The 25,642-nt window shown below is 53.5% G+C and carries 17 protein-coding genes and 2 tRNA genes; 10 read left to right on the forward strand and 9 right to left on the reverse strand.

Annotated elements, in window-relative coordinates; translation table 11 throughout:
• Positions 1–48 precede the first annotated feature (48 nt).
• Positions 49–2,964 (forward strand): HD domain-containing phosphohydrolase, encoded by a 2,916-nt coding sequence (locus FLS37_RS08215; protein WP_157669408.1) that lies wholly within the window; start codon positions 49–51, stop codon positions 2,962–2,964.
• Between the two features lie 48 nt (positions 2,965–3,012).
• On the opposite strand, the gene FLS37_RS08220 is transcribed toward FLS37_RS08215, so the two are convergent.
• From FLS37_RS08220 to FLS37_RS08230, 3 genes are all read right to left on the reverse strand, one after another.
• Entirely contained in the window at positions 3,013–3,711 is a 699-nt protein-coding gene (locus tag FLS37_RS08220) for a hypothetical protein (RefSeq protein ID WP_157669409.1), read from the reverse strand.
• Positions 3,677–3,752, reverse strand: a tRNA-Asn gene (locus FLS37_RS08225). Before FLS37_RS08225 ends, FLS37_RS08220 begins: the two co-directional genes overlap by 35 nt.
• 62 nt (positions 3,753–3,814) lie before the next feature.
• Positions 3,815–3,890: transfer RNA gene (locus FLS37_RS08230), tRNA-Asn, on the reverse strand.
• 80 nt (positions 3,891–3,970) lie between these two features.
• Between FLS37_RS08230 and FLS37_RS08235 the strand changes: the two genes are divergently transcribed.
• The 3 genes from FLS37_RS08235 (at position 3,971) to FLS37_RS08245 (ending at position 7,189) form a co-directional block, all read left to right on the forward strand.
• A complete protein-coding gene (locus FLS37_RS08235) occupies positions 3,971–5,254 on the forward strand; it encodes a hypothetical protein (protein ID WP_157669410.1) in 1,284 nt (427 codons plus the stop codon).
• 77 nt (positions 5,255–5,331) lie between these two features.
• Positions 5,332–6,351 (forward strand): folate-binding protein YgfZ, encoded by a 1,020-nt coding sequence (locus FLS37_RS08240; RefSeq protein WP_157669411.1) that lies wholly within the window; start codon positions 5,332–5,334, stop codon positions 6,349–6,351.
• A 49-nt stretch (positions 6,352–6,400) separates the two neighbouring features.
• Positions 6,401–7,189 (forward strand): enoyl-ACP reductase, encoded by a 789-nt coding sequence (locus FLS37_RS08245; protein WP_157669412.1) that lies wholly within the window; start codon positions 6,401–6,403, stop codon positions 7,187–7,189.
• A gap of 78 nt (positions 7,190–7,267) precedes the next feature.
• Here the strand turns inward: FLS37_RS08245 and fliD are convergent, their stop codons facing one another.
• Positions 7,268–8,719, reverse strand: coding sequence for a flagellar filament capping protein FliD (gene fliD / locus FLS37_RS08250; protein ID WP_198314543.1), 1,452 nt, complete (start codon positions 8,717–8,719; stop codon positions 7,268–7,270).
• A gap of 114 nt (positions 8,720–8,833) precedes the next feature.
• Between fliD and FLS37_RS08255 the strand changes: the two genes are divergently transcribed.
• Entirely contained in the window at positions 8,834–9,595 is a 762-nt protein-coding gene (locus FLS37_RS08255; RefSeq protein ID WP_157669414.1) for a class II glutamine amidotransferase, read from the forward strand.
• Between the two features lie 48 nt (positions 9,596–9,643).
• Here FLS37_RS08255 and FLS37_RS08260 read toward each other — a convergent pair whose 3' ends face one another.
• The 4 genes from FLS37_RS08260 to FLS37_RS08275 form a co-directional block, all read right to left on the reverse strand.
• Entirely contained in the window at positions 9,644–10,723 is a 1,080-nt protein-coding gene (locus FLS37_RS08260) for a hypothetical protein (protein ID WP_157669415.1), read from the reverse strand.
• Positions 10,724–10,807: 84 nt separating this feature from the next.
• Positions 10,808–12,322, reverse strand: a complete 1,515-nt coding sequence (gene pap / locus FLS37_RS08265; protein ID WP_157669416.1) for a polyphosphate:AMP phosphotransferase — start codon at positions 12,320–12,322, stop codon at positions 10,808–10,810.
• 25 nt (positions 12,323–12,347) lie between these two features.
• Positions 12,348–13,535 carry a response regulator transcription factor gene (locus FLS37_RS08270; RefSeq protein ID WP_157669417.1) on the reverse strand — a complete coding sequence of 396 codons (1,188 nt, stop codon included), beginning with the start codon at positions 13,533–13,535 and terminating at the stop codon, positions 12,348–12,350.
• 68 nt (positions 13,536–13,603) lie between these two features.
• Positions 13,604–14,827, reverse strand: coding sequence for an HD-GYP domain-containing protein (locus FLS37_RS08275; RefSeq protein ID WP_157669418.1), 1,224 nt, complete (start codon positions 14,825–14,827; stop codon positions 13,604–13,606).
• 212 nt (positions 14,828–15,039) lie between these two features.
• Here FLS37_RS08275 and FLS37_RS08280 point away from each other — a divergent pair, with 212 nt between their 5' ends.
• Positions 15,040–15,432 (forward strand): YidB family protein, encoded by a 393-nt coding sequence (locus tag FLS37_RS08280; RefSeq protein WP_157669419.1) that lies wholly within the window; start codon positions 15,040–15,042, stop codon positions 15,430–15,432.
• 101 nt (positions 15,433–15,533) lie between these two features.
• Here FLS37_RS08280 and FLS37_RS08285 read toward each other — a convergent pair whose 3' ends face one another.
• Positions 15,534–19,388 carry a phospholipid carrier-dependent glycosyltransferase gene (locus FLS37_RS08285; RefSeq protein WP_157669420.1) on the reverse strand — a complete coding sequence of 1,285 codons (3,855 nt, stop codon included), beginning with the start codon at positions 19,386–19,388 and terminating at the stop codon, positions 15,534–15,536.
• Positions 19,389–19,828: 440 nt separating this feature from the next.
• Between FLS37_RS08285 and FLS37_RS08290 the strand changes: the two genes are divergently transcribed.
• From FLS37_RS08290 to FLS37_RS08305, 4 genes are all read left to right on the forward strand, one after another.
• A complete protein-coding gene (locus FLS37_RS08290; RefSeq protein ID WP_157669421.1) occupies positions 19,829–20,791 on the forward strand; it encodes a glycosyltransferase family 2 protein in 963 nt (320 codons plus the stop codon).
• A gap of 117 nt (positions 20,792–20,908) precedes the next feature.
• Complete coding sequence (locus tag FLS37_RS08295) at positions 20,909–22,681, forward strand: glycosyltransferase family 39 protein (RefSeq protein ID WP_157669422.1); 1,773 nt, start codon at positions 20,909–20,911, stop codon at positions 22,679–22,681.
• Positions 22,682–22,706: 25 nt separating this feature from the next.
• The gene (locus FLS37_RS08300) at positions 22,707–25,166 is read left to right on the forward strand and encodes an acyltransferase (RefSeq protein WP_157669423.1); all 2,460 of its coding nucleotides are present in this window, start codon (positions 22,707–22,709) and stop codon (positions 25,164–25,166) included.
• A gap of 58 nt (positions 25,167–25,224) precedes the next feature.
• Positions 25,225–25,626, forward strand: coding sequence for a GtrA family protein (locus FLS37_RS08305; protein ID WP_157669424.1), 402 nt, complete (start codon positions 25,225–25,227; stop codon positions 25,624–25,626).
• Positions 25,627–25,642: the final 16 nt, after the last annotated feature.

The following is a 25,642-nucleotide window of genomic DNA, read 5'->3' on the forward strand; positions in this document are numbered from 1 at the left end:
CTTTTTTGTTTCTATACTGGTTTGGCATACACCTACGCGGTCATTATCATGCCATTTAGCAATCGCAATATTCCCCTGCACTTGCATATTTCCTACCTGTTCATCGGCCTGATATTGGCTTTTGCGCTACTGGTGGGGATCGTGCTGTTTGGCAAAATGAGCAAGGAAGCACTGGATGCGACCAACCAGCGCTATGAGATGATCGGCAAAATGGCGGCCACCAGCGTGCTCAGCGTTTATCAGCCGACCAAAACATTTGTCGAAATCTTTGCCCATCACCGCATCACGCGCGCCAGTACGCTGGAGGAACGCGTAGAAAGCCTGAGGTATCTGACTACAGCCCTTGATAGTATTGAGCCAGCGATCTCTACCTATATAGGGTATGAGAATGGCGAATTTTTCATGGTCAGAAAATGGCAGGAAAGCGCACTGCTCAGACAAAAGCTCAATCCGCCCGCCAAAACGCGCTGGGTTATTCAGAGCGTCAACCTGCGGGGCAATATCATGCAGGGCGAATATCGCTACTACGACGGGCAGCTCAATGAGCTGGAACGCCGCATCGACCCTGATTACCAGTTCGACCCCCGCCCACGTCCGTGGTATGTCAGCGGCTGGCAATCCCCCGATAGCGCAATTGCCACTGATCCGTATTATTTTGCGACCAGCGAAACAGTCGGCCTGAGCTATTCAAAAAAAGCGGCTGGCGAAAAAGCGGTCGTGGCGATGGATATCCAGATGACGCGTATCCAGCAAGCGCTGCAACAAAAAATCACGCCCAACAGCCGGCTGGCACTGATCAACCCACAAGAAGAAATCCTCTGCTGGCAGCTGGGGCAATCAATTAGTGGCATCCCCAAACTGCGCAAAAATGCTGACGGCAGCATGTCCCTGCCCACCGTCAGCAATCAGGATGCGCGCGAACTCAAAGCCTTGCTGGCGGCTGAAGCACAGTACAGCCAGCACCCTGCCCCGCTGGATATTCATGGCGAAGAATGGCAAGGCTATATTGCCCGAATCGATATTCCCGGCGGCTCTCCGCTGCGCTTGCTGATTACATCGCCTCGGGCCGAATTACTCGAGACAGTCACCGCATCGCGCAATCAGGCCATGCTGATTTTTACCATCTTGCTATTAGCCGGTCTGGTGGCCGCCCTCAAGTTTTCTCGTATGGCATCACAACCACTGAAAGAGCTGAGTGAAGAAGCACAAAAAATCGAACAATTTGATTTTGAGTCGCCAATTGAAATGAAGTCGCGCATTACCGAGGTACTCGAACTCGCGCATGCCATGAACAATATGAAATCGACTATCAATTCATTTCTGGATTTATCAACCAGCCTAGCTTCCGAGACCAACTTTGAACGTCTGCTTGAACGCGTACTCAATGAACTCTCCGATATCGCTGGCGCCAAAGGGGGGGCGATTTATCTGCCAGAAACCAATCCTCAATTACTCAAGGCCAAACTGGGCGTGATCGACGGCAAGCAGCTTGATATGAGCACGCAAGCACTGATCGAGCTTGATCACGATGAAACCGTGATCGCTCGGGCAGCCCGCAATAGCACCGTGATTGATCAGCTGAATTCTGCCACCTTACAACAACTACTGGGCTCGCACTCTGCGCTGAACAGCACCAGCACAGCCATTACCGTTCCCCTGAAAGATCGTAATAAAACGCTGGTCGGCGTTATTCTCCTGCTGCTACCCAGCGGCAAAGTGGATACCGGGCAGCAAGCCCTGATTGAGGCCATTTCCGGTAACGCTGCCGTCGCCATCGAAAATCAGCGCCTGATTCTGGAGCAAAAAAAGCTGCTTGAAGCCTTTATCCAGCTGATTGCCGGGGCGATTGATGCTAAAAGTGCCTACACCGGCGGCCACTGCCAACGGGTTCCCGAGTTAACCAAAATGCTGGCGCAAGCAGCTTGCGAGCAAAAAGAAGGCCCGTACGCGACTTTTGAGTTGAATGAAAATGAATGGGACGAATTGCATATCGCCGCGTGGCTACACGACTGTGGTAAGGTAACGACGCCCGAATACGTCGTCGACAAGGCTAGCAAGCTGGAAACTTTGTACGATCGTATCCACGAAATCCGCATGCGCTTTGAAGTTTTAAAAAGAGACGCAATCATTGAATACTGGCAGGCGCTCTCGGCTGGCGGCGACGAAAACAGGCTTGCCGCCCAGCGCGATGCACAACTGGTCAGCTTGGATGAAGATTTTGCCTTCGTTGCCGCTTGCAATGAAGGAGGCGAAGATATGGCCGCCGAAAAAATCAGCCGTCTGCAGCAAATCGCCAGCAAAACCTGGCTGCGCACCTTATCAGACCGGATCGGCATCGCCCACGAAGAAAAAGCGCGCAAAGAACGCAATCCGGAACCTACCCTGCCAACGCTGGAGCCATTGCTGGCCGACAAAGCCGAGCACCTGATTATTCGTAGTGCCAAAGAGCAAATGCCAGAAAATAACCCCTGGGGTTTCAAAGTCAAAGTGCCCGAATATCTCTACAACCGGGGCGAGCTTTACAATTTATGCGTCACACGCGGCACACTTTCGGAAGAGGAGCGCTACAAGATCAATGAGCACATCATCCAGACCATCATCATGCTGGAAAAGCTCCCCTTCCCCCGCCACCTGTCGCGTGTTCCCGAGATCGCCGGCGGGCACCATGAAAAAATGAACGGGACAGGCTACCCCAAACGCCTGCTTCGCGATGAAATGAGTATCCCGGCGCGCATGATGGCCATCGCCGATATTTTTGAAGCACTCACAGCCGTGGATAGACCCTACAAAAAAGGAAAACAGCTCTCGGAAACCATCCGTATCATGGCTGAAATGAAAAAAGGCCAACATATTGATGCTGACCTTTTCTCGCTGTTTTTGCACTCAGACGTCTATTTGCAATACGCCCGGCGTTATATGAAACCCGAGCAAATCGATGAAATAGACATTAAGCAGTACTTATAAAGCATCCAAGCACGCTACTGGCAAATCACACAAGACCCTAGCGGCAGCCTAATGGGCTGATCCAGGGGATTTTTTGGCTTTTTGCAAACATTCACGCCATTTTGTCGCCGTTGCTGCCGAACTGCCATCAACAACACAATCACCCGCCTTCAAACGCAGATAATCAACCCCAGCATCCCCCGAGCCTGATACTTCAGACTCACGACTGGTTGCGGCAGCCGGAGCGCTTTTCTCCACCGATTTAGCTTTGCGCTCCAGACTTTTTATTTTGCTTTCCAGATCTGCAACGTGATCCTGCTTGGCACGCAGATCGATTTTGAGTTCTTTCAGCTCTTTACCCAATTCTTCATTGCGCTCCAAAACATCCGAGAGGCTGTCTTTAAGCTTCTCGATCTGCTCCAGATAGAATTTTTTCTCAAAATGGCGCTTGGCCATGCCAATGGCGACACCCGCGAGCAAAGAAAAAAGCAAAGAGATCACTGCTGCCGCAATAATCAGATGAAGACGATATTGCACCAGTAAATTAGGACGGGATTGCGGCGGTTCATCAACAGGGGAAGGCGTAGCAGCTACGGCATCATCCGACATACTCAACTCCATCACAGCAGATATGAAATAGGAGTTAGCATAATCGCGACAACAGCAAAGCACAAAAAAGAATAGTTTGCTGTGGAAAAGAAAAAAGGCTAGCTTGACAGCTAGCCTTTTTATTTGGCTCCCCGACCTGGGCTCGAACCAGGGACACACGGATTAACAGTCCGTTGCTCTACCAACTGAGCTATCGGGGAATTGATCTTTACAATCAAATCATTTAAGTTAGTAAGGATTACAAACTTAAATATGGTAATTTTGGCTCCCCGACCTGGGCTCGAACCAGGGACACACGGATTAACAGTCCGTTGCTCTACCAACTGAGCTATCGGGGAAGCGGTATGGGGCGTATAATAGACACCCATTGCTGCTCTGTCAAGAAAAACCGTATAAATTTATCGACGAAAATAAACTCATGTCTAAAAATATCCTGATCAGCTTTCTAGTAAGCACGGGCATTATTGCCGCTGCGCCGCTTTTTTTTCCATATTCAATCTTCAAAACCGATGTGGAATCAAAGCTTTCGATGCTGTCAAATACCAAAGCGCAGATCGGTGAAATATCGTTCAACTACAGCCCACGGCCTGAATTTGTTCTATCGAATGTCATTCTTGATTCGAGCGAAACCGCAAGCATCGAGCGGATTTCAATCCCGCTGAACACATACAATATACTCAACTTGGGTAACTCCATCCGCGATATCACCTTGTCAAAAGCCCAGTTTTCCCGTGCTTTTGCCATTGACCTCCCCAATCGCTTGCAGCCCAAGGCAGGCTCTGGGCTAAAAATAGGCCGGATCAATCTGGAGGACACCTCGGTCAAACTCGAGAACGGCTTAGTTGGGCCGGTGAATGGACAATTGCGTTTCAAAGCCGATGGCAGCATTGATGATCTGCTGATCACTTCCGATCAAGGCCGCGCTGAGTTGCAAGTGCAGCCAGCAGAAGGTGATGCATTCAAGGTGCAATTTAACGCCAAGGGCTGGCAACTGCCATTTACTTATCCGGTAGAGTTTGAATACCTCAAGCTAATCGGCACAGCCAACCGTGAAGGTATCGAGATAGCGGACATCCGGGCGGATGTGTACGGCGGCCTGGTTACGGGCAATGCCGCACTCAAATGGGATCAAGGCTGGACTCTGGCAGGCCAATTGTTTAGCAAGAACATCCAGGCAGAACCGTTTATTAAAGTATTCAGCCATGTCACCCGCTCCAGCGGCAGGATGAACGCTGATGCGCAATTTCGCTTTCAGGCGGCACACTACAATACTCTATTTAAGCAACCTCAAATCAGTGGCCGCTTTATTATTCAAGACGGTATGCTCAGCAATTTTGACTTGGTCACACCATTAAAATCTCAAAGCCCTAGCGTGCAAAGCAGAGGGGGGCAAACCAATTTCAACACCCTTTCCGGCGCAATTGCAATCAGCAGCCAAAGCGTACAGTTGCGTCAGCTTTCGCTGGATGCGGGCAAATTCCGCTCGCGAGGGGATATAGTTATTCGTGACAACAAAATTAGCGGCAATATTATTTCGCAACTGGCAGCAGGTACTGTCACAGCCAGCAATCAGCTGCAAGTGGGTGGAACTTTAGACGCGCCAGAGCTGCGCAGCGGCGGCGCGTACCGCCCCTCAAACGAAGCAGCCCCAATCACTGAAACTGTTCAGCCGGAAACCCTGCCAGCCGCCTCTGGCGAATAATCTCGCTGCCGCGTCTTACGACGCGGAGCGTGATAAGATTGAGCGCACTTTTTATCTCCAGACAGGAAGGCCTCAATATGACTTGGCTCGCTTCGCTAGGCGCAATTTATTCAGAGACAAACCCGGCAATCATCACCTCGTTTGGCAACCCAGCCGCCGAGTTGCAAGCCTACGCAGAACACACTGTGATTTGTCCACTGAGCCAGTTTGGCTTGATCCGCTTTAGCGGGGAAGAATCCCAGCCTTTTTTGCAAGGGCAACTGTCCAGCGATATTCGCGCTTTGCAACGCGAGCAGATTCAATTTTCCAGTTACTCAACACCCAAAGGCCGCATGCAAGCGAGCTTTTATGTCATCCGTCGCGGCGATGATTACCTATTGCAAATAGCAGCCGAAATCCAGCCAGCCATTCAGAAGCGCTTGTCGATGTTTATTTTGCGCAGCAAAACCAAAGCCAGCGATGCCAGCAGCGAGCTCGGCTTGCTGGGCGTAGCTGGCAAACACGCCAAATCCACCATGATTCAAGTATTCGGTCAGGCTCCAGAATCAATGCAGCTGATTGAGCAAGATGGCGTCCAGCTAATTGGTCTTCCCAATGAGCACTACCAGATCCTGCTCGAGCAAAATCAGACTGAAGCCATCTGGAATAAGTTAGTGGCAGCAGGAGCCAATCCGGCAGGCGAACCAATCTGGCGCCTAAGCGAAATCCAAGCCGGATCACCATGGATCACGGCTGCCACTCAGGAAGAGTTTGTTCCGCAAATGGCCAATCTGGAGCTGATCGGCGGCGTGAGCTTTACCAAAGGCTGCTATCCGGGCCAGGAAATTGTCGCCCGAACTCAATACCTAGGCAAACTCAAGCGCCGCACCTACCGCATGCATGTTGACAGCCTCGACGCCGCAGAGGGGCAGGATGTATTTAGTGCCGAAATGAATGGTCAGCCCAGCGGTAAAATCATGCTGGCCGCCCCGGCGCCACAAGGTGGCATGGAGTTGCTGGTCGTAGCACAGATTGCCAGCCTTGAGCACGGCCTTCATTTAGGTGATGCAAATGGCCCATTGCTGCACAACTTGGCGCTCCCTTATGCCATGAATTGATATTTAAGCTTATAATCGGCCGATTATTGATATTCGAGGACTATGCCCCATGGGGTTTCTCGCTAATAAAAAGATTTTGATTACTGGTCTTCTGTCTGATCGCTCAATCGCCTATGGCATTGCGCAAGCCTGTCACCGTGAAGGCGCTGAGCTGGCATTTACCTATGTCAGCGACGATTTGAAAGATCGCGTAGTTAAACTTGCTAGCCATTTCAACTCCAGCATTGTGCTGCCATGTGATGTGGCAAGCGATGAGCAGATTGGTGATTTGTTTGTCGAGCTGGCCAAACACTGGCCAAGTTTTGACGGCCTGGTTCATTCAATTGGCTTTGCGCCACGTGACGCGCTTAAAGGTGACTACCTTGATGCGGTAACACGTGAAAATTTTGCCATCGCACACGACATCAGCTCGTACAGCTTTGCCGCCTTGGCCAAAGCTGCACGTCCGATGCTGAATGAACGTGCCTCACTGGTCACCATGTCTTATCTGGGCGCAGAGCGCGCCATTCCGAACTACAACGTGATGGGTCTGGCCAAAGCCAGCCTGGAAGCGAATGTACGTTATATGGCAGCCTCGTTGGGCACCAGCAAAGAGATCCGTGTTAACGGCGTTTCGGCGGGCCCGATCAAAACTTTGGCGGCAGCAGGTATCGCCAACTTCGGCAAATTGCTGAAAGGTGCCGCCGACGCCACCCCGGCCAAGCGCAATGTCACTCAGGAAGAAGTCGGCAATGTCACGGCCTTCCTGCTCTCTGACTTGGCTTCTGGCATGACAGGCGAAATTTTGCACGTTGATGTGGGCTTCTTTATTGGTGCAGGCGCATTGGCCAGCGAATAAGTTTGGCGTTTCGCTCATGAGAAAGCCCGCTTCGTCGCGGGCTTTTTTATTACCTCTGTACGTATACGGCTGCACACCTTATCGGAATTGGGCTACCTGCAGATACTGTGATACTCCATACAATCCGCGCCAACTAAACCCCGATTCGCCCGATTGCAACAAGGAAAAACCAGCCGCACCCACTGGCGAAGTAGTGGCTTGGCTAACCGTATTGCTGCGCAATATTTGCAATGGACTATTTAGTACTGCCAGCTCCTGCTGAGCGGTAGATACACTGCCCCCCAATTTATCTACAGCGTCGTTAAAGAGCTGGTTAACCGCATCAGTCCTCGCCAAGGCCTGCTGGCTCAGCCGGGTTTCGTTCACCACCAGCTTGCCATCCTGCGCCGTCGTGATGCCAAGATCATTCAGCGATAAACGCTCATTGCCCAGGCCTGTGGCCAGATTGCCCAGTACACCTTCCAGCCGGTTGATTTCACGCCGCGCAAGACCCGATGCACCAGCGCCACTTTCTGCAGCATTGACTGCGTTCAATTTTTCCCGCGCCTGATTGACCCGCCCTATCAGTTGGGAAATATTCTTGCCCAGCTGCGTGGCATCGCGGCTGAGCGCGACATCCGCTTCGCCTGTCTGCAACAAATCCAGCTGCAGATTACTGGCACTATCGCGTACGCGATTGCTCGCACTGCGGATTTCCCGGCCATCAATCTGGAAGCGCGCATCCCGCGCGACACGGCTGGCCGCCGCCGCTTGACTGGCATCAATACTCAGTTTGGCCAAATTACCCGTTGCTGCAGCGCCCTGATTGGTCTGGGCGGTGATCGTGAACGCCTGCGCAGCGCCCAGTGCCGCACTTTCCAGCTGCAAACGGGCTCCTGCAGCGTCTTCAATCACACTCGCCTTCAAGCCGGGCTGGGACTGGCTAATTTTTCTTGTCACATCACCCAGCGTATCGCTGGCGGCAACGTCAATCGTGATACGCGACTCCTCACGTTGTGATGTACCGCCTGTCCCCAGCGCGCCAAACTGAATACTCAACCGCCCCTGCCCGACCAATTCATCTTTGCTGGCCAAATTGCCGCTCTGACTTAACTGCCCTTGCGCCAATTGCTCAATCCGCACGTTTTGCGGCGCACGGGGCTCGCCACCGCCAATGGGCCGGGCGGTCAGAATATCGGGCTCACTCGAGCTGGTTTGTAATGGATTTCGCGCAGCGGGCGCGGCCAGAGTTTTCAACTCGGCGTTCAAATTACTGATCGCCGACTGGACTCTGGCGGGCGTGGAGAGCGTGACCGAGGTGCTGTCAGCACGTTTTTGCTGAAAGTCAGTTGATAAACGATTGAACGAATCGGAGTTATTCAGCCGCAGGCTGGATGCGCCCAGCCTCTCCACCGCACTGAGCTGGTAAATGCGATCCAGCAATCGGGATGACAAACCGGCAGACTGCGTGATTGAACCACGACCATAAATTGCGTCTGCGCTGCCGTAGCGCGAGTAAAAATCTGTGCGGCCAGATATACTATTCAGCATGGGCATCACCTGCCAATGCTCGCGGATTTTTCCTACAAGACACAGGAAATCATCATCCAGAGCACCCTGCTTTATTTTACGCCATAATGTTTCAAAATCAATAGGTTATCCACCATGTGCCAACTACTCGGCATGAATTGCAATACCCCTACCGACATTATTTTTTCCTTTGAAGGTTTCCGGCGTCGTGGCGGGCTGACCGATGAGCATTCCGACGGCTGGGGGATTGCCTTTTTCGAAGATCAGGGCTGCCGGCTGTTTCTGGATTACCTGCCGTCGATCTCCAGCCCGGTGGCCGATCTGGTGCGGGCCTATCCGATCAAAAGCAAAAATGTCATCGCCCATATCCGCAAAGCAACGCAAGGGCAGATCAATCTGGCCAATACCCATCCGTTTGGCCGCGAGCTATGGGGACAGCACTGGATTTTTGCGCATAACGGCAATTTGAATACGCTGCCCACGCTGGAGAACAGCCGCTTTTTGCCTGTCGGCAGCACCGATAGCGAGCTGGCATTTTGCTATTTACTCAATCAGCTGGCATTGCGCTTTCCCGCCCAGCCCGACTTGCTCACGCTACGCGAGGCAATTGCCGGTTTGAGCGCCGAGCTGGCGCAACGGGGGACGTTCAATTTTCTGCTGTCCAACGGCCAGGCGCTATTTGCCCACTGCAGCACCAAGCTGCACTATCTGGTGCGGCAAGCGCCATTTAGCCACGCCCATTTGAGCGATACCGATCTGGCAGTGGATTTTTCCCGAGAAACGACGCCTAACGATAGAGTAGCGATGATTGCCACCGAACCACTGACCGATAATGAAAACTGGATCGCGATGCAAATCGGACAGCTACTGATGTTTATAGACGGCCAAACTGCCTAGGGTATATACATAGAGCACAATACCGCCAATAGCTGCAGCCACATACCCCTAAGCAGCAAATTGGTGCAGATTCAGCAGGGCAAAAACTCGGTCGTCAAAATATTCGCCTTTTTCATCCAGCTGACGCAGCATCGGCGCGATCCGCTCCAGCGGTAGCTGGTTGTGGGAGAAACGATCCCGCACGGTTTTGAGGCTTTGCGCACGGGATGCCAGCTGGGCGCGCCTGGCTTCCATTTCCTTGCGCTCGCGCCTGTGCCCCCCCAGCGACAGGTTCAGCCAGAGAATCAAGGGCACCGCCAGCAGCCAGAGCTCCATCAGCAAACAGGCAATTGCTCCCATCGATAAACCCAGATACCAGACCTGATCAATATGCTCGATGTCCGGAAACAGCACTGACAACGTCGGCCAGCGGCGCTTGAGCATGGAACGGATACGGCTATCGTCGCCCGCGTCGCGCTTTTTGCGCGCCAGCGCAGCATCCAGCGCCAGACTGATGTACCACTGGGTGACAACGCGGCAATGCAGCCAATCCTGTTCCAGATATTGCTGCATTTTGTCGTGCAGCTGCGTACAAAAATCCTCACTCGACAAGGGGGGCACCGAATCGTCATAAGGATCTTTAATCGAATGCTGCACGGTCAAAGGATAACCGGCAATTTCGATCAGCATCTGCCGACGAGCATTCATCAACTCGGCAGGGATTTTCAAATCCGGATCGTCAAGCCGGATGTACTGCTGAATCAGCTGATCCAGCGGCTCGAATGGCGGATGCGTACCGGGGTGGGTACGCATTTCTTTGCGGATACGCTCAACTTCGGCCAGCACCGCACGGCCAGTGGGCGCCGCCTCGGGCACCCAGGGCATGCGAACCAGCGTTTCGGCTTTGTACAAGGCTTCGTCATAATGCCTGAAGTAGGCGTCATAGTAAGCCAACATTTCCTTGTCGTCGCGACTGCTATCGCCCGACATCAAGGGTTTGGTCGGCGGAACACGGCGCAGATCGGTGGCCAGACGGTTCGCCAGCGATTCCAGCTCGGGGGCAACGCCAGCGCGGGCAAAGATGGGATCAAGCTCGTGTCGCTTGTTCCGCCAATCTTCCAGCGTTTTCCAGATACTCCAATCGGCCACATTACTCTCCCTGTCTGGCGTCTATTTTAACGTTGAAGCCGCACAAAAGGAGAGTTATCACCGCAAAGTGTGCAGTGCCAATATTTACTTGCTGCTGTTCTTGCGTTTTTTGGCAGTTGCCGCCAGCGCCGCCTCGATGCGCTCGCACAGATGCCGTAGTACTTCAAGCCGTGCGTGGTATTTATTATTGGCGCCGACCAGATGCCAGGGCGCAACCTGGGTGCTGGTACGCTCGATCAGATCACTGCCCGCCTCGATATACGCGTCCCATTTTTCCCGGTTACGCCAATCTTCTTCAGTAATTTTAAAACGCTTATATTCGATGCTCTCGCGCTCCTTGAAACGGCGCAATTGCTCCTCATTGCTGATCGCCAGCCAGAACTTCACCACAATCACATTGGCAGTGCTGATTTGTGCTTCGAAATCGTTAATTTCGCCATACGCCCGCATCCAGTCGGCACGGCTGGCAAAACCTTCGACGCGCTCGACCAGCACACGCCCATACCAGGAACGATCAAACAGGGTAATTTGCCCATGCGGCGGTAAATGCCGCCAGAAGCGCCATAAATAAGGCTGCGCCCGTTCTTCTTCGGTCGGTGCTGCAATCGGGACAGTGCGATACTGCCGGGCATCGAGTGCCGCAGTAATCCGGCGAATCGCGCCGCCTTTGCCCGCCGCATCCATGCCTTCAAACACACAAACGACCGAATGCTGCTTGAAATCGGGATGGCGTGTCAGACCATTCAAACGCCCTTGCAACACTTCCAGCTGCTCGCTGTATTGCGCCTTGTCCAGATCTGCATCGAGCGCCAATTTGTCCAGCAGACGAACGCCATCAATCGAAGGCATCAGTGGGGCGGCATCAACCCTTTTTTGCCGTACTGATTCACGCTCCAGATGATGGCTGATGGCTTCGACGATATGCGTTGCAATCGTGATATTTCGATAGCGCTCGTCGGTGCTTTCGATAACCCGCCAGGGCGCATCGGCCAGATTGGTACGCAATAGCAAATCCTGTTGCGAGGCCATCACTTCATCATAATGATCCAGAAACCACAGATCAGACTCATCAAAACGCCATGCCGTGCGCGGATCATTGGCCAGTTTTTTCAGGCGTTTCTTTAATTGCTCTTTAGGCAGGTGCAGCCAGAATTTCAGAATTAGCGCACCTTCATCCGAGAGCATTTTTTCCAGATGGATGATTTTCCCTACTTCATGCTCGTAGCTCACCGAATCCGGGTTCGAGGTCAGTTGCTCCCACATCGGCCCGCTATACCAGCCGCCAAACAGCATGGCCATTTTGCCTTTGGGCGGCAATACACGCCAATACCGCCAATAAGGCGGGCGGGCACGTTCTTCATCATTGGGCGCAGCAAAAGCATGCGTGGCAATATGCCGGGGGTCCATCCATTCGAGCAAGAGATTAGCCACCTGCCCACGGCCGGCAGTCGGCACGCCGCCAAGCAGAATAATCAGGGGAAAATCACCACGCTCTTTGAGCTGGAACTGCATATTTAGCAACTTCTGCCGTAGCGTATCGGCTGCGGTTTTATAGTGTTCCTTGCTCAGTGAGTGCCCCAATTCTGCGGATGCGAACATGATACTGCCCCTCAATACATCAATGTCAGAAGAGGATCACCGAGTCATCCAGATCGGATGGGCGCATTGATGCCAGCTCGGTGTCTTCAATCACCAGCTCGTTCAATACCGAAATCACGCCGGAAAACTTATCATCCAGACTAAACCCGGCTTCAAACAGATTGTCGGCATACAGGGCACTGGCTTCGATCATGAAAGCCAGCTCATTTTCCTGTGCGTCGGTCAGGCCGAAGCCCACCAGGGACGCTGAAAACTGGGTGCGCAGATTATCAAACAGCTCGTGCGAAGCGGTTTGCTGATATTTGTAATCTTTTTCAACCTGCCTGACTACATCAGCAATGGCGGCCAGTGACTCGCGGATTTTTCGGCTCTGCGCCGCCATTCTTTGCTCGAGCACAATACCGTCAACACGGTGATCTGCAGCCTCAACCATAATGGCGATATGGTCACGAATTCGGCCAATGTAATCACTGTTTTCCCAGTTCAGATCCTTGATCTGCAAAGTCACTTTGGGATAGTTGATAATCATGCGGCTACCATATTGGTAAATCCGCTCACCTTCTTTCAGACTAAGCAGCAATTCAGCCTCCAGCGGGCTGGAACGACCTTCACTATTCAAGGTTTTCTGCTCGGTTTCGGTCCGGATTTGCGCAGACACCTTGAGCTGGAAATGGCCAGCGCAATTGGAAACCAGCGCTTTGAGCAGGGCTTCGATATCGTGGCAATCACTAGTGCGCTTCATGAAATCAATCACGCCGCCCATTTCACCACTATTGGAAATCGCCATCATGGCAATGTTAGTCGCTTCCTGTAACGATTGCTTCAAGCGCGATGCATCGGTAATCACCGAGCACAGCCGCTCAAGCTTAAAAGCAATCGAAGCCAGATGTGCAGGCTTGACAATAAAATCGTCTGCGCCAACCGAATAAGCCAGATCACGGTTTTCTGCCGAATCCTCGGCTGCCAGAAAAACAATCCGCGTATCAGGCAAGGACTCAAGTATTTGCTGGCAAAGGTCAAAGTCAGCCATGGTAGGAGTATGGGTGTCGAGCACCACAATATCCGGCGCATCTGCCAAAACCTGCGGCAAAACACCCTCGGCCAGCGCCAGCTGCTTGATCTCTCCCAAATGCTGCAAGGCCTGGGCGAGGTTGGCACTCAAACGTACATCACGATCAATGATCAAAATCCGTTTTCTGTTCATATCCTGCATACTAAAGCCCTGAGCTGAAAGATGATTCAATAAAAATCCGATACCACAGTCATAGCGATGACTGCACTCTATCCGGATTCAAGCAAAAAGCGTGTGGTATTGATTTGCCATTTTTGCGGGTTTTCATGCCCGACAATCTTGTCGGCTCCGCCTTTGCCCATCGGTCTGGCCAGATCAATCAGCTGCGGCGTGATATAGGTATTTGATTTTGTGCTAAAAATGGCTTTCACGATGGGTTGCAGCATGGCCGCTTCATTTTGCTCAATCACCACCGCCAAACGGCCTGATTCGAGCCGGACCAGTGTACCCACCGGATAAATACCGATCGTGCGCATAAATGCCTGTACCAGCTCGGGATTGAAATGAAACTTGCTCCACTCCCATAATTTGCGCAACCCTTCAGGGGCAGGCATGCCTTTGTGGTAGCAGCGATCGGACGTAATCGCGTCATACACATCCACCACGGCCGCCATTTGCGCCATCTGGCTAATCTGCTCACCTGGCAGGCGATATGGATAGCCCGTCCCATCCATGCGTTCATGATGATGCAGGGTAATATCGAGCGGAATGTCTTCCAGGCCATCGATCTGCCGCAAAATATGCCAGCCCTCCTCCGGGTGGGTGCGCATAATCGCAAACTCGTCTTCGGTGAGGCGGCCGGGCTTGTTCAGAATCTCGTTGGGCACTTTCATTTTGCCGGTATCGTGCAGCAGCCCACCGACACCCGCGAGCCGGATCAGCTCTTTGTCCATTCCCATCGACTGGGCAAAAGTCACCATCAGGGTGCACACACTCACCGAATGCAAAAATGTGTATTCGTCCTTGTTTTTAATCGCACTCAAGCCCAGCAGCGCGCCGCTATTGCGCAGCACCGAATCAGTAATGTCTTCCACCACCTGCGCCACACCGTCAAGCTCAATGGCCTGCCCCAGCCGGACATCGCGCATCACCATGCGCACGACATTGGTCGCCTGGCCATGAATTTTCTGAGCGCGGCCCATTTCCTGGGCAAACGATACTTTGATGATCGGTGACGGCGCTTCGGCAATCTTGATCAGCTGCGCGTCGAGTTCGGCGTTAACTTCTTCCACCGTCGGCGCGTCAGGCATGTCCAGTCCACGGCTGGTGTCGATGTAAACCTCGCGCACGCCAGTAGCGGCGATCTGGGCAAGCGCATTATCATCGCTGATCAGAAATTTATTACGAACAAAGGGATGATTCATCCAGTCCACATTCAGGTCATGAATGAACATACCAACGCGTATTGCTTCGGAGGGGATTTTTTTGATCATGTTGACTGCTGGTTATTTTTTTATCAGTGTAGAACACGATCGAAATTGGTGCAGTGCAGATTCTGTCTGGATAATTATTGCCACAGATTGAGCAATGAAAGCATTAGCTGATCACTGGGTGAATCATTTGACACGAAACCGACAAGGATCACTGCTATGATAGGCCTGCATTTTCCGCGTCTTATGTCTTTCACCCACGGAGCTTCCTACTAATGAGTTTATTCGACACCCTGGCATCACAAGTACTCGGCGGCAGCGAGCAGAGCAGCGCACTGGCGGGTTTGCTGGAATCACAAGGCGGCGTAGCCGGCCTGATCGAGAAATTCCAGAATGGCGGTCTGGGCGAAATTGCCCAGTCGTGGATTTCAACGGGTAGCAATCTGCCGATTTCGGCCGAGCAAATCGAGTCGGTGCTGGGCAATGAAACCATTGCCAATCTGGCTTCCCAGTTTGGCGTTGACCCGCAACAGGCCGCAAGCCAGCTATCTTCAGTGCTGCCCCAATTGATCGACGGCCTGACACCAAATGGTGAATTGCCCGCTGGCGGCAGTGGCGACTTGCTCAGCGCAGGGCTGGACTTGCTCAAGGGCAAATTATTCGGCTAATACACCGAGCAGTATAACCCTGAACGCAAAGCCAGCATTGGCATTCAGGGCCATACCCAAGGCCGACTTTCAAGTCGGCCTTTTTTCCGCAGTAGTGCCGATTAGAAATACAGCGTCACTGGCCCTTTATTAATGAACTCGACCCAGCCGCGTGGCACCGGGTAACCGCTAATCACCGGGAAGTAGGCAATAAAGAGCACCGCAGCCACCGCAGCCACCCCCCATGGCAGGTATTTCACCCACACACGCAGTGGGTTATCGAGCTGCAAACGCTGCAACTGTTGAAGAAGCCACACCAGCGCCAGAATAATAAACGGCACTGACGCAAAGAAATGGTAGATAAACACCAGTTTGCGTGGGATCAGCGCCCACGGCAGGAACTGAATCAAGCCTGCGGCAATAATAAAGCTCAAAGCAAACAGCTGGCTCTGACTCACGGCAAAACGTTGCACCAAGGATTTGGAGCTTGCCATTGCGAGTCGCCAGCCAATGGCGATCAGGAAGGCCAGCGTACCCAGATACCAGGTCACCGGATTACCAAACGCGCTGATTGACGACACTTTCAGCGGGCCAGTCCACTCGGTACCCGAGTAGTACCACATTGGCTTGAGCATCGTTGGCCACTCGTACCACATCGAGCTGAACGGATGAGTGGCTTTCAACTGGCTGTGATATTGATACATGCCGGTCTGATTGGCCAACATGCCCGAAATGCCTTGGCCGGTCGCTTGCATCAGCGGGATATAGGCCGCGGTATAGATCAGCGCCGGAATCACAATAAAGCCCAGCACCGACCAGAGTACGCTTTGCGTCACCCAATCGGCATAAGTGCGCTGCCCCGGTAGCTTCGGAGGCAGGCTTTGCGCGACGCGATACTGACGCCACACATTCCAGCAATACAAGAACGCCAGACCCACGCCGTGATACAGCACGATCCATTTGCTGGCTGCGCCCAGACCAAACATCGTGCCGCACAGCAGCAGTGATTTGAAGTCGGTTTTCCAGTCCTGCGTAGCCGGTTCCTGCTGCATCCAGCGCAGCATCCAGTACGAGCTGGCCAGAATAAAGAACACGCCGTAGGTATCAATGGTCGCAATTCGTGTTTGCGTAAAGTGCATGAAATCGAGCGCCAGCAAGCCAGTGGCCAGCAGCGCAAAGTTTTCCGAGCGAAATACTCGGCGCGACAGGCCGAAAAACACCGGCAGCATGGCAATGCCAAACACCACGCCCATAAAGCGCCAGCCGAACGGATTCATGCCAAACAGCCAAACGCCAATCGCAATAATGATTTTGCCCAGCGGCGGGTGGGTGTTTTCGGTAGCATCAATGCCTTGCGAGATTTCCCACGCGCTGCGCGCGTGATACACCTCGTCAAAATACATGCCGTTGTAAGCAGTAGACAGCGTAACTGTTTTGTCCTGCTCGTCGATCAGCGCCGCCGCGTCGCTCGGCCCCGCCTGCAACACCGGCGTAAGCAAGGCATTTTGCTGGCCACGCACCGCGATCTCGTTCATTTGCAGCGCGCCGGTACTGAGCCCGATTTTGAAGTAACGCGCAGGCAGATTCACTTCCAGCGGCCGCCAGCGGAATTCGGAAAAGCGGTTGCTGATCACAATCCCTTTGCCCACCGTCCAGTTCTGGCCATCGGCCGACCATTGCAAGGCGTACTCGCCCTCGCCCAAGCCGTGATGGTATTGCAGCTGGCTCACCTGCTCGATTTTGCCCAGATCAAACACCGCCCAGTCGCCCGCAGCAGGCGGATTCCAGAATTTTTGCGGCGACTGGCCATTGCCCAGATAGGTAAATGCCGCCACGCTGTACGCGGCACAAATCATGGCCAGCGCAGCCCACGCACGGCGGCTGACAGGCGCAAGCGGCTGCTCAACCGGGGGTATAGCTACAAAACCAGCAACTGTATTGCTACTGGGCTCAATACCTGCCGAGGTATCGCTAAAAACCAGCGCCTGACGATTGCCGCGCAGGAAAATATCGTAGCCAATGCGGAAGGTCTGTACCAGCAAAGCCACATTCGCCAGCGAGCACACCACCATAAAGAAGCTGCCATTGGGCACCGCAGTGCTATTAAGGCGGGTCAGAATATCGAGCGTGACCAGCGTATTGACAAAGGTCGTCAAGCTGGCGGCAACGGCCAGCCACAGCACGCGCTTATCGGCAATCACCATAAAGGCGGTCAGGCCCACGAAGGCGGCGGGGAATAAATAACGCTCGTGCATTTTGGGGCCGAGCACAAAAAACAGCACATAAATGGCAAACGCGCCAAACAGATAGCGGCCCTCACCTTTGCCCTTGACCACGCCATACACCACCGCCGCCAGCGACGACAGCGTCAGCAGCCACGCCCATTTACCAACGGCCAGCCCCAGGAAAGGCGTGCTATTGGCCAGCCAGTTGCCGTTGAACAAGGCGTACAGATTAAACGCATTGATGGTCAGGTAGTCGTAGCTAGCCAGCGTGCCACCGTACAGGCTGAAAATCCACAGTGGTTCGCGCGAAATGGTGAACGGCAGCGAGAGCAGAATAAAGGTACCAATCGCCGCGCCCAAGGCTTTGAGTTGAACCTTCATATCACCAAAAGTCAGCAAAGCAATCAGCGCAATCGGGCCCACCAACAAGGCTTGCGGCTTGAAAATCACCGCTGCGGCATACAGAGCCGCCGAGAGCACAATGCGGCGACGCTCCAGCATCAGGAAGGATGCAGCCAGAATCAGCGTGAAGATGCTGTCCACCTGCCCCCAGAACGTTGAGGTCACAATCGCCAGCGGATTGAACAGCCACAGAATGGCGGCAATCAGCGCAATCGCGCGCGTCGTATTATCTTTGCGGCCCACCCAGAGCAGAAATAGCGCACCGGCAATATCGGCCAGCATGGCGGGCATTTTCAGCGCGGCCAGAAAGCCGGGCGTATCGTAGGCCAGACCAAACCAGTTGGCAGCACCGCCAACCAGCCACAAGACGGTGATGTAGCCGGGCGGATAATCGGCAAAATAGCCGGGGCGATAAAAGCCTTCGAAACCGCGCTGGTACATATCAAACGCCCACGCGCTGAATGTACCGATGTCATATGAATGCCCGCGATACGCGCCAGCCCAGTAGATTTTGATCAGGAAAACCACCAGCACCAGCGCAATCGCTGGCCAGGTTTTGCTCAGCGGGGCAATGCCATCGAGCACGGCGCCAAAGCGCTGATACGCGCCATCGCGAGCCCGAATCAGCCACGCGACCAGCCCGATATAGCCCAGTGTCACCAGCCAGAGCACCACATTGGCGCTCAGTGCCGAGGGGCTGCCATCGGCAGCGCTTGCAGCGGGTGCTGCAGCTGGCGGCGGGGTAAAACTGATAATCTGGGTTTTCGAATCCTGCTCGCCCGGCTCGCCTTCCTGCACCGAAATATCGTCAAACCAGGCCGTACCTGTGGCCAGGCTGCCATAAAAACCCAGTCGCAAAGCCACTTTGATTTCATTTTGCTCGGGGCCGGTTTTGCCCCAGGCCACCAGCTCCTGCCAATCCTGATCGCCTTTGATATCGCGCGAGTGATCCATTGCGTCGACAATACTGATATTGGCTCCCACCTTGGCGTCGGCAGCAATGCCCTGTGTTTTGACCCAGGCCGAGACGCGATACCAGGTATCCGGTTTAACCTTGATCAGCTGGGTCAGCTTGCCATCATCGCCCTGCCCCAGTTGAATCTTGAGTGAAGATTTCCCGCTGCGAAACACGCTCTCGTCGCGCGTACCGATGCTTTGCGGCTCGCCTTGCGTCCAGTGATCAAAGGTCCAGCCTGATGCACCGCCCGACGGGCTGCTCTCTTCCGCTCCCGCATTGCGCGCTAGCTCGGCGTGCGCAGGCAGCGCCAGTACCAGCAAGCAACACCAGCAGGCCAGTAAAAACCGTTGCAGACTCAGGCGGCCAGCAAATAGCGTGGTAGATATCGACATGATTCAAACTCGATCAAACAGCGGGGGAAGGTGGCACTATAACGGCTCTATATCCTGACGCCTAGTTCCTGACATCACATCGGCAGTGCGCAGTTGCAACAAGCCGGAGCCAAATCGGCGTGGCAATTCCTTACAAGCCCAAGAGTGCTGCGGCCTGACACGCCCATCGCACTGCAACATTCAAATTGCTATATCAGCATCCGCTAAAGCGTTTATTTTCCTAGTGTTGTGGCAAATTTGCCTCAGTCATTTTGCACCTGCAATACCGCCTAGCGAGAGCTGGGGCACAAAGCTTGGCAAGCGGGGTTTTCAATCCAGGCTTGATGATGTAAGGTTAAGCCCAATCGCAATGTAATCGCGAAAAAACCATAACAAACAGGCCACGTGCCTAGCGCCAACCGAGTGCAAATCAGAGCCTGGAGCGCATGGAGGATGAGACAATGCAGCAAAGCCCAACACAGCAACGCCTGTCCGTAGTAATCCCCTGCTACAACGAAGAGGAAGTGATCGGTGAAACGCTCAAACGCCTGGGCGAATTTCGTGCCACCGTTACTGACCTAGACGTTGAGTTCATTTTTGTCGACGACGGTAGTAAAGATCGTACTCGCCAATTACTCACCGCCGCCCAGCAAGCCAACCCCGAAATCCGCGTGGTCGGCTTTGCGCGCAATTTTGGCCACCAGACCGCTGTTACCGCCGGGATTGACGCCGCCAGTGGCGATGCGGTGGTGCTGATCGACGCCGATTTACAAGACCCACCCGAAGTCATTAGCGAAATGATTGCGCTATGGCGCACCGGCTACCACGTGGTGTATGGCACGCGAGTTGATCGTCCGGGCGAATCGGCATTCAAACTCGTGACCGCCCGCGCTTTCTATCGCGTCCTCAATCGCCTGTCTGACGTACCGATTCCGCTCGACACGGGTGATTTCCGCCTGATGGATCGCAAAGTCGTTGACGTACTCAAAGGCATGCCCGAGCGCGACCGCTTTATCCGTGGCATGGTCAGCTGGGTTGGCTTTAGACAGATTGCCCTGCCTTACCGCCGTGCCGAGCGTTTTGCCGGTGAGAGCAAATATCCGCTGCGCAAAATGGTGCGTTTCGCCACCGACGGCATTATGTCGTTCTCAACCAAGCCGCTGCGACTGGCCGTGACGCTGGGCTTGCTGTCATCCTTCTTTGCCTTGATCGGCATTATCAACACACTGGTTGTGCGTTTAACCACCGATCACTGGGTGCCGGGCTGGGCCGAGATCATGGTGGCGATTCTGTTCCTAGGTGGCGTTCAGCTCTTGTGTATCGGGATTCTGGGCGAATACGTTGGCCGCACCTACAACGAAATCAAGCGCCGCCCGCTGTACGTGGTGCAAGATCGTTTGGGTTTCCCCGACGAGCAGCAATAAAAACAACCCAGCCTGTCTCAAGGCTGGGTTGTTTTTTACCCACAATACCCATAATGGTATTGCTCGCCAGACAAAGCAGAGCAATACCGCCAAGCACATACCCTCGAAGAGAGCATCATGCCCCCGTCGAACACACTGCTGCGCCATTTCGTTCCGCAGTCGATCTATCTGATCTTTGCCAGTATTTTCTCCGTTTTTCTGGCCATCGCCTTTTTTGTCGATGCATTCTGGAAAAGCGATACCTGGTTTTCGCGGGGCGATCTGCAAATGCTAGGACCACAAAACCCGCTGTTGCAGGCGCTGGGTATTGCGGCGTGGTTTCTGGTTTTATACGGCGCGTGGCGCGTGGCAAAACGCCTGGATCAAAGCCGATTTATCCGCCTGATGATTGCCGCGCTGTTTCTGGGCTTTTTTGGCCTGATTAATCTGTTTATTTATTATTTTCCAGTGCATGCGTATGACGATGCACTGGTGATCCGCATCGTGGTCGATGATTTATTGCGCGGCAATTTCATTGCGTTTTTCGACACGATGACGCTGGAAAACAAGGCCAAAAATTATCTTTACCTGTTTCCATTGCAAGTGCCATTTACGCTCTACACCTACGCCATTCACAGCTTGATTGGTGATAGTTACACCTATACACGCATTATCAATACCGTCTGGATCACCGGTTGCAGCTATGTGATTTATCAGATTTATTTGCTGTGGCAGCAAAAACGGCATGATTTTTTTGCCGCACTGATTTGCACGACCTTTATTCCGTTTATTTTGCTCGGCGCGTGGGTGTATAACGATTTCCCGGCGATTTTCCTCAGCTGCGTATCGATTTACTTTTTTACGCTATGGCAACAGCAAGGCCGCAAACGCGCAATCATTCTGTGCCTGATTGCACTGGCCTTTGCCAATCTATTTCGCCCGATTGCGCTATTGCTAGCGCTGAGCTTTGCACTGATTATTGTGCTGCGCTGGATTAAAACCGGCCAACACAAGCCTTATCAAAGGACGAGTGCAAAAGGTTTATGGCAAGGCGTCGAAGCCGCAGACAGTACATCTAGTACGACCAGGCGAGACAACGATGCCAGAAAACTTTTGCTTAACTACTTGTGGATTTTGTTTGGGCTATTTATTGCGATTCAAGTACCGCACAAACTCGTCAACGGCGCGCTCGCGCTCGGTGGCGTGCCGACCTATAGCGGCGTCAGTACCAGCGCACCCGCGCCTAAATGGATGTGGCTCAATATTGGCTACGACTATAAGCGGCTTGGCGTGTGGTCGTACAACGAAGCGTACGCGACTTTTGTTAGCGAAGCGCCAATTGACGAAGACGCCGTCAACGCGCTGTTCAAACAGGAAATCGCCAAGAAATGGCAAGAGATTGGCCTGAGCGGCACGCTGGCTCACTGGGCGAAAAAAACCTATTGGCAATGGACTGAAGGCACTTACCAAGCGGTGTATTACGGCATTGGTGATCCGGCCCGCCCCGATTATTTTGCTCACCCCACGGCAGCGACGCAGTTTGCCCATGGCGCGCATGGCGAGACTTTCCGCTACGCAGTGCGCCGCATTACCCAATTGCAAAACTGGCTGTATTTGTTTGCCGCGACCTGTGTCGTTGTTTTGGCCTTCAAACGCGCCAGCCGCGATCAGGATGCGCAACTGGATGAAACCCTGCTGCTGTTGGCGTTTTACACGCTGATGGTATTTGGCATGTATATGCTGTGGGAATCCAAATCGCGCTACATCTTATCGAGCACGATTCCGCTCTTACTGCTGGCCAGCTATGGATTACCGCAATTATTTGCCCGCCTTGAAGCGGCCTTCAAAGCCGCACCCGAGCAACACACCACAATGATTGAGCCAATCCCCGCAACGGAAACACAAAACTAAAGCGCGGGATGGATGGAGGAAAAACATGAAGCAAGAAGCTGGTCACTTTGACTATCTCGACGGCGTGCGCGGCATTGCCGCGTTTTCTGTCACCATGCACCATTTCTTTTATGCCTTTCTGCCCGCGCTAATTTGGGGTGCGGCGGGCAATAAGGGGCTGATTTTCCCATCGTTTGAAATGGCGATTGCGCAAACACCGCTCAATATCCTGTGGAGCGGCGATTATGCGGTGATGGTGTTTTTTGTGATGAGCGCATTTGTGCTCACCTATCGCTTCTTCCGCGATCAGCACGACCCGAACTTTAGCCGAGTGAGCTTTTTAACTTCGGCCACGCTGCGCCGCTATCCACGCTTGGTGTTGCCGATTTTTGCTGCGTCACTGATTGTGCTGCTCGTGATGCAGATGGGCGGGCTGTTTCATCAACAAGCGGCGCAATACTCCCTGTCGTTTGAATGGCTGGCGCTGCAATGGCATACGCCGAATGCGGGCTTTGTTGATGTACTGCGCAATACTTTCTTAGAGGTGCCTTTTAAGCCCGAACCACGCTACAACAATGTGTTGTGGACGATCTGCATCGAGTTTTATGGCTCGCTGCTGGCGTTTGCGATGGTGGCGGTACTCGGTCGGCAGAGCTGGCGCGGCTGGGGCTATCTGGCACTGGGCTGGTATCTGGGCAATTCGCCGTATCTGTGTTTTGTGATGGGGGTGGCGCTGGCTGATTTTATGTATGCGCCGAGCGCAGCGAAAGCACGCGCTTTATTGAGCCGCCCTGCGGTGTATTGGACTCTGGCGATTATTGGCCTCTATTTGGGCAGTTTTCCAAAGGGCATCGACGCCAGCCAGAACTTCTGGTTTAGCTGGCTGTATTGGCTGGACGGCGGATCAATGCCCAATGCGCAGTGGACGCACAATTGGGGCGCGCTGTTTTTGCTGATCGCCGTGCTGCACGCGCCAAACTGGCAGGCGATTTTGTCACGCCAACCGTGGCGCTGGCTGGGGCGGATTTCGTTTTCAATGTATTTAATGCACGGCCTGTTTCTGGGCTCGATCTGCTCGTGGCTGATTGTGACGCTGGTGCCTAACATCGGCTATGCCGCAGCATTCGTACTCACGCTGCTGGTCTACCTGCTGGCGGTGTTGGGCTCATCGCACCTTTTTGCTAGGTATATCGATGAAAGCAGCGTTAGATTTAGCCGCCAGGCTTATACCCTGCTTGTTGGTCGCAAACTGGATGCCATCCTGCCGCGCTGGAATGCACGCTGGCGCAGCAGCCTGTTTGTGCGCAAAGAATGGCGCTATACGCTGTTTGCCATTGTGCTGATGTATGTGCTGTTTTACGCGGCGCTCAAGCAGCCGTGGTTTGCACACAGTGGCTGGGACTCGTACATTCTGCAAGCGAAAGCCTGGTGGCAAGGGCAAACCATGCTGGCGCACGATTATCCGTATCTGGAGCTGGCGATTTTCAAGGGCCAGTATTATGTGAGCTTCCCGCCGGTTCCGACGATTCCGCAATTCCTGCTCTACCCTTTCTTTGGTGAGGGCACGCCGAATCATTTCCTTAATTCGGCCTACACCATCCTGAGCTTTGCACTACTGAGCTTCTGGTTTAACCCGCAAGCCCAACTGAAACAATTCTGCGTGCCGTTGGCGGCGGTATTTGGTAGCAATCTGCTTGCCGTTTCGCTCAATGGCGGCGTGTGGTTTCAGGCGCAAGTGCTGGCGTTTTTATTCACGATCAGCGCGTTCTTTTTCGCGGTAAAGAGCCTGAATCGACCGTGGGCCATGCATCTGTCGGCGCTCAGTTTAGCGCTGGCGGTGGGCTGCCGCCCCTTCCAGCTGGTCTACTTCCCGGCGCTGTTGTGGATTTTTGCCTATCACCTTGGCCATATTGGCAATGGAGCACCGAAGACCAAAACGCCCGAAGGCCGCGAAGAAGCCGAACCGCTGCAACAGTTTTTGATTTTTCCAATCATCATTGGTGGTGCGCTGGCTTGGTATAACTGGCTGCGCTTTGGCAATCCGATTGAGTTTGGCCATAACTACCTGCCAGAATTCCAGCGTGCGACCGAGGGGCAATTTAGCCTGTCGTATATTCCGGAAAACATCCTGCGCAGCCTGCGCCTGCCAAGCTTTACGCCCGAGGGCGGGCTGAGCTTCCCGCGCATGGATGGCGTGATGTTCTTCCTGGTCAACCCGATCTTTTTGATCTTGGCGCGCAAGCTCACGCAGCTCAAGCGCGAATTCTGGCAAGTCAATGCCTTGCTGTTTGCCGCCATCGCCATCCATATGCTCGCCACCTGGAGCCATCGCACCATGGGCGGCTGGCAGTTTGGTAATCGCTACTTTATCGATATGATTCCGGCGGTGGTGCTGCTGTTGTGGCTCAATCGCAGCAAGTTTGATGGCAAAGATTTGATGCTGGCACTGTTTGGGTTGGGGATTAATGCGTATGGCGCACTATGGCTTTACCTTGATTGGCCATGATTCACGATCTGCTGCGCTTTAGCTTGCTAGCTCGTGACACTCACTAAAAAGAAATGAAATGCCAAAACTGTTGAAACAATTTCTCACCTTCGCCGCCGTCGGCCTCTGTGGCACGGGTATTCAATATCTGGTGCTATGGCTGGGGGTTGAGTTTCTGGCCATGAAGGCCGCGCTGGCGTCCGGCATCGGCTATCTGCTCGGCTCGGTGGCGAACTATCTGCTTAATTATTTCTTTACGTTCAAAGACCAGCACGGGCAGAAATCGCACCGCGAGGCGGCGGCGAAGTTTTACACCATTGCCGGCTTGGGCTGGGTTTTGAATACCGGCCTAATGCTGCTGTTTGTCGATATGCTGGCCTGGGCCTACTGGCCTGCACAATTGCTGACCACCGCGATTGGTCTGCTGTGGAATTTTGCTGGTAGCCGCTGGTGGGCATTTCGTCACCCAGCCAGCGCTTAAAGATTGCTAAAAGAGA

The organism is Chitinibacter sp. GC72 (assembly GCF_009760905.1).
Taxonomy (GTDB): domain Bacteria; phylum Pseudomonadota; class Gammaproteobacteria; order Burkholderiales; family Chitinibacteraceae; genus Chitinibacter.

What these genes read in the sequence shown, in the direction of transcription:
- FLS37_RS08235 (WP_157669410.1), top strand. Translation starts at nt 3,971, where the DNA reads ATGTCTAAAAATATCCTGATCAGCTTTCTAGTAAGCACGGGCATTATT.
- FLS37_RS08280 (WP_157669419.1), top strand. Translation starts at nt 15,040, where the DNA reads ATGAGTTTATTCGACACCCTGGCATCACAAGTACTCGGCGGCAGCGAG.
- FLS37_RS08270 (WP_157669417.1), bottom strand. Translation starts at nt 13,535, where the DNA reads ATGCAGGATATGAACAGAAAACGGATTTTGATCATTGATCGTGATGTA.
- FLS37_RS08275 (WP_157669418.1), bottom strand. Translation starts at nt 14,827, where the DNA reads ATGATCAAAAAAATCCCCTCCGAAGCAATACGCGTTGGTATGTTCATT.
- pap (WP_157669416.1), bottom strand. Translation starts at nt 12,322, where the DNA reads ATGTTCGCATCCGCAGAATTGGGGCACTCACTGAGCAAGGAACACTAT.
- FLS37_RS08305 (WP_157669424.1), top strand. Translation starts at nt 25,225, where the DNA reads ATGCCAAAACTGTTGAAACAATTTCTCACCTTCGCCGCCGTCGGCCTC.
- FLS37_RS08295 (WP_157669422.1), top strand. Translation starts at nt 20,909, where the DNA reads ATGCCCCCGTCGAACACACTGCTGCGCCATTTCGTTCCGCAGTCGATC.
- FLS37_RS08290 (WP_157669421.1), top strand. Translation starts at nt 19,829, where the DNA reads ATGCAGCAAAGCCCAACACAGCAACGCCTGTCCGTAGTAATCCCCTGC.
- FLS37_RS08240 (WP_157669411.1), top strand. Translation starts at nt 5,332, where the DNA reads ATGACTTGGCTCGCTTCGCTAGGCGCAATTTATTCAGAGACAAACCCG.
- FLS37_RS08300 (WP_157669423.1), top strand. Translation starts at nt 22,707, where the DNA reads ATGAAGCAAGAAGCTGGTCACTTTGACTATCTCGACGGCGTGCGCGGC.
- fliD (WP_198314543.1), bottom strand. Translation starts at nt 8,719, where the DNA reads ATGCTGAATAGTATATCTGGCCGCACAGATTTTTACTCGCGCTACGGC.
- FLS37_RS08255 (WP_157669414.1), top strand. Translation starts at nt 8,834, where the DNA reads ATGTGCCAACTACTCGGCATGAATTGCAATACCCCTACCGACATTATT.
- FLS37_RS08285 (WP_157669420.1), bottom strand. Translation starts at nt 19,388, where the DNA reads ATGTCGATATCTACCACGCTATTTGCTGGCCGCCTGAGTCTGCAACGG.
- FLS37_RS08245 (WP_157669412.1), top strand. Translation starts at nt 6,401, where the DNA reads ATGGGGTTTCTCGCTAATAAAAAGATTTTGATTACTGGTCTTCTGTCT.
- FLS37_RS08215 (WP_157669408.1), top strand. Translation starts at nt 49, where the DNA reads ATGCCATTTAGCAATCGCAATATTCCCCTGCACTTGCATATTTCCTAC.